Raw genomic sequence first — 6,795 nt, forward strand, 5'->3', positions numbered from 1 at the left:
GTCGCCACGGACCTCAACTCGCACATTCTTCGACCAGTCGGTAGTAGTCTGCATCTGACAGGTGCACTCCCATCTTGGATAACGGAACCTCGAACACGCCGATTATCCTTGCGGCAGTGCACCTTTCACGTTAACGACACCCATCAACACCGAATTACGTGAAAAATCCAGGTCGACGTGATCGGCGTGCACAACCCCGACACCCAGCATCGCAGCGGCGGCGCCACCGGCCGCGCCAGACTGGTTGATGCCCAGCCAATCACCGAAAAGTGTCGGCGACTTGACCCAGGCAGCAGTGTCGCCAAGGAAAACCGCGTCGAAGAGGTTGTTGAGCAGCGCTCCGTCGTGCGGCGAAGCCAGCTCGACTCCGCCAATGTCGATGGGGGCGGTGGCGTCGGGCTTAAACAGCGGCGGGGCGTTTGGGGCGCCAAAGTTCACTAGATCGACGACTTCTTTGACTCCGGCGGCGGGCACCAGGAAGGCAAGGACATCGTTGTGGGCACCGGTTTGAGCTGAGGAAAACTCTAATCCTGGCCCCCAGCTGTCTTAGATTTGGAGGTTCCTCCGGAGAACCGACGGTCGAAACCGGCGTGGTAAATAGGTCTTTCGATCCGATGCTGCTGAGCGTTGCAGGGGGCGGATTGCCGCCGGCGAGAGTCGCTCCCCCACACTATCCCAGCCGCCAGCTATCGGCGCGGTACTGAGTCCAGCGAATCGCTCGGGCTTGGGTTGTTGACCGGGGATTTATCCAGGGGTCCCCGGGGTGCCAGGGGTGCCGTCGCTACCGCCGTTGCCGCCGTTGCCGCCGGGTACGCTGAAGCCGCCGTTGCCACCATTGCCGCCGTCTCCGCCGCGACCGTCGCCGTCTGGACCGACTCGTCCGCCGTCGCCGCCGTTCCCACCGGTGCTGGCCACATTTCCCTCGCCGCCGTTGCCGCCGTTGCCGCCGTCCCCACCGGTTCCACCGTTAGCGGCGCCACCCACCCCTCCACTTCCAGCAGCGGCAGGTACCAGACCCGATGCACCATCGCCCCCGTTGCCGCCGGCCCCACCGGTCCCGCCATCACCGGCGCCGCCACCGCCGCCACCACCGCCACCGGTCGTCGCGTTGAAGAATCCGCCTGCCCCACCTTTGCCGCCGACCCCGCCCGCACCGCCGGTTCCGCCGTCGCTGGCGCCACCGGCTCCGCCATCACCACCGGCGCCTGATTGTGAGGCTTCGCCGAAGTTGGTGATGTCGCTGCTGCCGCCGGTGCCGCCGGTCCCGCCGTGGCTCGCCTGTCCGCCGTCGATTCCGTTTCCGCCATCGCCGCCGTTGCCGCCCGCACCAGGGATACCGATAACACCCCCTCCGGCGCCGCCGCCGTTACCACCGTCACCGCCCGCACCAGCAATACTGCCCGCTCCACTCGCGGCACCGCCGTGGCCACCGACGCCGCCGTCACCGCCTGCCCCGAGCCCGGGAGCGCCGTCTGGCGCGCTACCGTCGCCGCCGTCGCCGCCGAGCCCGCCGGTCCCGGCGACACTGTCGAGACCGCTAGCCGCACCACCAGCACCGCCGGCCCCACCGTCTCCTCCGACACCAGCGGTGAGAAACGGGGCCAGGATGAGTGGAAAGGCGACCTCGCCTCGACTGCCCGCACCGCCGGCCCCACCGTCACCGCCGGCGCCGGCAACACTATCGGCGCCGGCGGCCGGACCTCCAGCGCCGCCGTCGCCGCCGTTGCCACCGATCCCGACCGTCCAATACCCCCCCACACCACCCGGTCCGCCGTTACCACCGGCCTCACCATCGGTCCCAGTGCCGCCGTTACCGCCGTCACCGCCGCCCCCGATGAAGTACCCGCCGGCGCCACCGGCCCCGCCGTCGGCGCCAGCACCGCCATCACCACCGTCGCCACCATTGCCAAACAGGCCAGCCACACCACCATTACCGCCGGCCACCCCGGCCTGGTCGCTACCCCAGCCGTCACCGCCGTCACCGAACAGCCAGCCACCGCCGCCCCCCGCCGGATCGGTTGCCGTTCCGATATCGCCGTTGCAGATCAGGCCACAGTGGCCGCCGACGGCAAACACCGGGTTGACCAGGTTGTCGAGCTGTTCACCGAATGGGCTTGTGATCCATTGCTCGCCGAAACTGTGCAGCGACGCATAGATCAGGCCAATAAATCCTCCGGAGTCGACGAACTTGGCCAATACATCGACACCGGCGGCGGCTGTTGCCGCAGACGAGCCACCAGCCGACTGCGACATCGCCGCAAGCAGACCGTCAAGCCAGGAACCACCGAGGCCATCACCTGCCTCGGGGTTGTCCGGTCCGCTTATGCCGGCTACGGCCGAGTTGAAGAGTTCCGCGGCGTTATCGCCTGCAGGCGAGGGGAACCAGAGGATCGGATCGAGCAGATCGTCAAGGCCGAAGTCCGCGTTCGCTACCGGCGCGACCGCCACCAGCAATATCGCCGCCGCAGAACCGACCGTAGCCAGCCCGCGTTTCCGCTGTCGCGGAATCCAAGACCAGCTCTCGCCGCTGACGTCACGCTTACGGCCGTACTGCCAGTCCGAACTTGTGCAAGAGCCCTTATTGCTGGTCCGGGTGATTGTGACGCCCCGGTACCTATGATGTGCGCGAGCCACCAGGCCAGGGTCCCACACCGCAGCCCGCACCGCCTGAGGGACCATGACGTGCAACGTGAACCCGACATGGCCAAGGTGCTGCTGCTGCGGCCACCGGATCGATCTCTTCGACCTTCCGTTCTGATTCACAGCGCGCAAGTCTTCTCGGGTTCAGCTTCGGATCGGGGTGAATCCGGCGCCCGTACCGCCGGTGGTGTTGGCGTCGTAGGGAATAGCGCCGAACTTCGTCACACGTGTGAATTGCACCGCGGGCGGCGCACGTTCGACATTCGGTAGCGGGGAATCGCATCAGAAACGACACTGGACAGGTGGCGACCAACCCAACCGTGCTGGATCCGGCGGTCACCGAACGGATCGGCGACCTGCTGCGCGCCCATGGGCTGCGGCGGATGGCATCGCGGATCGCGGTGCTGGCGGTGCTGGAGCCGGTCGACGGGCATCTGTCGGTTGCCGAGATCCACCGGCGGCTCGCCGAAGCGGCGCCAGCTCGGACGCAGCCGCCGGACCTGGCGACGATCTACCGCACGGTGACCACCCTGGTCGACCGCGGTGTGTTGCACGCGCTGACCCTCGACGGGGGCGTCACCACCTACGGGCTGGCGGTCGACCCGCACCATCACGCGGTCTGCACCCGATGCGGCACCATCATCGAAGTGCCTGCGCAGCGGCTGGCGTCGGCGCTGGAACACGCACGTACGGGTAGCTCGTTCGCGTTGTCCGAGCGAGCGGGCCTCACCCTGCACGGGCTGTGTCCTCAGTGCCAGCACGGTGGCCCGGAGCCCGCACACCAGGCCCAGTAGCTCACACCTCAATCCAGACCCAGCAACGCGTTCTCGACGACTTCGGGCAGCGCCGGATGTATCCAGTACTGGCCGCGGGCCATCTCGGCGGCGCTGAGCCCGAAGCTCATCGCGCCGATCAGCGGCTGGATGACCGACGACGCCTGATGGCCCATGATGTGCGCGCCCAGCAGCCGCCCCGTGCCACGTTCGGCGATGAGTTTGACGATCCCGGTGGTGTCCTCCATCGCCCAGCCGTAGGCCACGTCGGCGTAGTCCTGTATCTTCACCGAAACATCGAATCCCTGTGCAACAGCTTGGTTCTCGGTCAATCCCACCGCGGCGATCTGCGGATCGGTGAACACCGCGCACGGCACGTAGCGGTGGTCGGTGACCATCATCGAGGCGGTGTCGTCCCAATCGCACAGCAGGTTGTGGGCCACGACCCGGGCTTCGTGGTTGGCGACGTGCTTGAGCTCGTAGGGCGACGACACGTCTCCGAGGGCGAAAACACCCGGCGCGGAGCTACGTTGGTACTCGTCGACCACCACCCGGCCGTCGTCGACGTCGACGCCGGCCAGCTCGGCATCCAACAGGTCGCCGTTGGGCACCCGGCCGGTTGCCACCAGCACAGCGTCGGCATGCACAGACGATCCATCGTCGAGTTCCACGGCGACGCCGGAGCCATGTGGGCGGGCGCCGACGACGTTGCGGTGAGCGCGCAGCTCCCACTTCGCGGCGGCGATGCGGGTGAAGCGTTCGCAGAGGGTGTCGTCGAGGTGGCGCAGCAAGGTGCCGCGACGGATCACGATGGTGACCCGGGTGCCGAGAGCGGAGAAGATGTGGGCGAACTCGGCCGCGATGAAACCGCCGCCGATGATCGCCAGATGCCTTGGCAGCTTGGCGATCCGCATCACGTCGTCGCTGGTGTAGTAGTGCACGCCGCTGTCACGGATCGCCTTCGGAACCACCGGCCGCGACCCGGCGGCGATCACCACCTGGGCGGCGGTGAACTCGTCGCCGCCTGCAGTACGCAGCAGATATCGGCCACCGGTATCGCCGCGGACCGTGCCGAACCGGGTGTGCTGGCCGTATACGTCGATATTGGGTGCGCTTCGGCGGTAGTGCTCGCCGCCGGCGGCGATCGGGTCGATACGGCCGAAGACGCGCGAGACGATGTCGTCCCAGCGCACCCGGCCGATGTGCGCGTCCACTCCGTAGCGGGCGGCTTCGCGTACTGTGCGGGCCACCTCGGCGGCGTAGACGAACATCTTGGTCGGGATGCACCCCACGTTCAGGCAGGTGCCGCCGAAGGTTCGCTGCTCACAGATCGCCACCCGTTTCTCGGCGTAGCGCTCGCCGAGAATGCTGTTGCCCGAACCGGTTCCGATGATTGCTAGGTCGTAGGTTTCCATTCCGCCTCACTCGTTTTCTCGCCGGTGCCAGCTTAGAGTGCGTGCGGGTTAACCTGGGCACCGGCAGCCGACCAGTCCAACAGGAAAGACGATCCATGCCCGACCTAGCTAAAACCGATGTGGTGCTGGTGGGCGCGGGCATCATGAGCGCCACCTTGGGTGCGCTGCTGCGCCGACTCGAGCCCGACTGGTCGATCACGCTCGTCGAGCGGTTGGACGCTGCTGCCGCGGAGAGCAGCGGCACCTGGAACAACGCCGGAACCGGCCACACCGGAGTCTGCGAGTTGAACTACACCCCAGTCCGTGGGCACTCGATCGACACCGTCAAAGCGGTGCGGGTCAACGAGAAATTCCAGGTCACTCGACAATTCTGGACGTATGCGGTGCAGCACGGCATGCTGGCTGACCCGCCCAGCTTCCTGCATCCGCTCCCGCACGTCGGCTTCGTCACCGGCCCCGACGGCGTCGACTACCTGCGGCGCCGCCATGCCGCCCTGGCCGGCAACCCGCTGTTCGCTGGAGCTGAATTCATCCACGACGCCTACGAATTCGCCCGCCGGCTGCCGTTGATGGCCTCCGGCCGGGACTTCAGCGAACCGGTAGCGCTGAGCTGGTTCGCCGATGGCACCGACGTCGACTTCGGCACGCTGACCCGGCAGCTGATCGGCTACGGGGTCCGCAACGGCACGGCCGCGCTCTTCGGCCATGAGGTGCGCGGGCTCTCGCGGGCGTCCGACGGCAGCTGGACGTTGCGGATCCGCAACCGGCGCACCGGTCAAAGCCGAAGACTCCACGCCAAGTTCGTGTTCGTCGGCGCAGGCGGCGGCGCCCTGCCGCTGCTGCAGAAGTCCGGCATCCACGAGGTCAAAGGGTACGGCGGCTTCCCGATCGGTGGCCGGTTCCTGCGCACCGCCAACCCGCAGCTCACCGGCGCACACCGAGCCAAGGTGTACGGGATGCCGGCCCGCGGGGCGCCGCCGATGGCTGCGCCGCACCTGGACGCCCGTACGGTCGGCGGCACACCCTGGCTGTTGTTCGGGCCATTCGTCGGCTGGTCGCCGAAGTTCCTCATACACGGGCACGCCACCGACCTGGCGCTCTCGGTCAGGCCGGACAACCTGGTGTCGTCGCTGGGCGCCGGGGTGGCGGCGCGAAGCCTGGTCAAGCACTTGATCCGGCAGCTGCTGCGCTCGGAGCGCGCCCGGGTCGACACACTGCGCGACTTCGTTCCCGGTGCGCTGCAATCGGACTGGCAGCCCCTGAGCTCCGGTCAGCGGGTGCAGGTCATCCGGCGCGGGGCGCTCGAGTTCGACACCACGGTCGTCAGCGCCGCCGACGGCAGCATCGCCGGTCTGCTGGGGGCTTCTCCAGGTGCCTCGACCGCCGTGTCGGAGATGCTCGACGTGCTGGCGCGATGCTTCCCGCACCGGTATCGGTCCTGGCTGCCGGTGCTCAAGGAGATGGTGCCGTCGCTGGGCGTCGAGCTGTCACGCGAACCGGCGCTGTTCGCCGAGGTATGGTCCCGGGGCGCCGAGGTATTACAGCTGCAGCGGCCGCGGCCTGCACCCTAAAGTTGGCGGGTATGACCGAGAATCCGTACCTGGTCGGGCTGCGGCTGGCCGGGCGGAAGGTTGTCGTCGTCGGCGGCGGAAACGTCGCTCAGCGGCGGCTGCCGTTGCTGGTGGCCAGCGGAGCGCGGGTGCACGTCATCACCCGAACCGCGACACCGGCGGTGGAGGCACTCAGTGAGCGAAAACCCGGGATCACGCTGGTGTTGCGCGACTACCGCGACGGCGATTTGGACGGCGCTTGGTACGCCATCGCGGCCACCGACGACGCCGATGTCAACGCCGCGGTGGTCGCCGAGGCGGACCGCCGCCGAATCTTCTGTGTCCGTGCCGATGTCGCGGTGGCCGGCAGTGCGGTCACCCCGGCCACATTCGACTATGCGGGCCTGGCGGTGGGGG

The 6,795-nt window shown here is 67.9% G+C and carries 6 protein-coding genes; 3 read left to right on the plus strand and 3 right to left on the minus strand.

From position 1 onward, the window contains the following. Window positions 1-102: 102 nt before the first annotated feature. Both AC2VOP_RS10545 and AC2VOP_RS10550 read right to left on the minus strand, forming a co-directional pair. Window positions 103-474 carry a hypothetical protein gene (locus tag AC2VOP_RS10545; protein ID WP_486960910.1) on the minus strand — a complete coding sequence of 124 codons (372 nt, stop codon included), beginning with the start codon at window positions 472-474 and terminating at the stop codon, window positions 103-105. Window positions 475-744: 270 nt separating this feature from the next. Beyond that, window positions 745-2,448 (minus strand): PGRS repeat-containing protein, encoded by a 1,704-nt coding sequence (locus AC2VOP_RS10550; RefSeq protein WP_486960911.1) that lies wholly within the window; start codon window positions 2,446-2,448, stop codon window positions 745-747. A gap of 494 nt (window positions 2,449-2,942) precedes the next feature. Between AC2VOP_RS10550 and AC2VOP_RS10555 the strand changes: the two genes are divergently transcribed. Beyond that, the gene (locus tag AC2VOP_RS10555) at window positions 2,943-3,434 is read left to right on the plus strand and encodes a Fur family transcriptional regulator (protein WP_486960912.1); all 492 of its coding nucleotides are present in this window, start codon (window positions 2,943-2,945) and stop codon (window positions 3,432-3,434) included. An 8-nt stretch (window positions 3,435-3,442) separates the two neighbouring features. Here AC2VOP_RS10555 and mtr read toward each other — a convergent pair whose 3' ends face one another. Next, the gene (mtr, locus tag AC2VOP_RS10560) at window positions 3,443-4,828 is read right to left on the minus strand and encodes a mycothione reductase (protein ID WP_486960913.1); all 1,386 of its coding nucleotides are present in this window, start codon (window positions 4,826-4,828) and stop codon (window positions 3,443-3,445) included. Window positions 4,829-4,923: 95 nt separating this feature from the next. On the opposite strand from mtr, the gene mqo reads away from it, so the two are divergent. Both mqo and AC2VOP_RS10570 read left to right on the plus strand, forming a co-directional pair. After that, window positions 4,924-6,399: a malate dehydrogenase (quinone) gene (gene mqo / locus AC2VOP_RS10565; RefSeq protein WP_486960914.1), complete on the plus strand. Its 1,476-nt coding sequence runs from the start codon at window positions 4,924-4,926 to the stop codon at window positions 6,397-6,399. Window positions 6,400-6,410: 11 nt separating this feature from the next. Then, window positions 6,411-6,795: precorrin-2 dehydrogenase/sirohydrochlorin ferrochelatase family protein (locus AC2VOP_RS10570; protein ID WP_486960915.1), on the plus strand; the 385-nt coding region annotated here is incomplete at its 3' end.

The organism is Mycobacterium sp. TH-M106 (assembly GCF_057473765.1).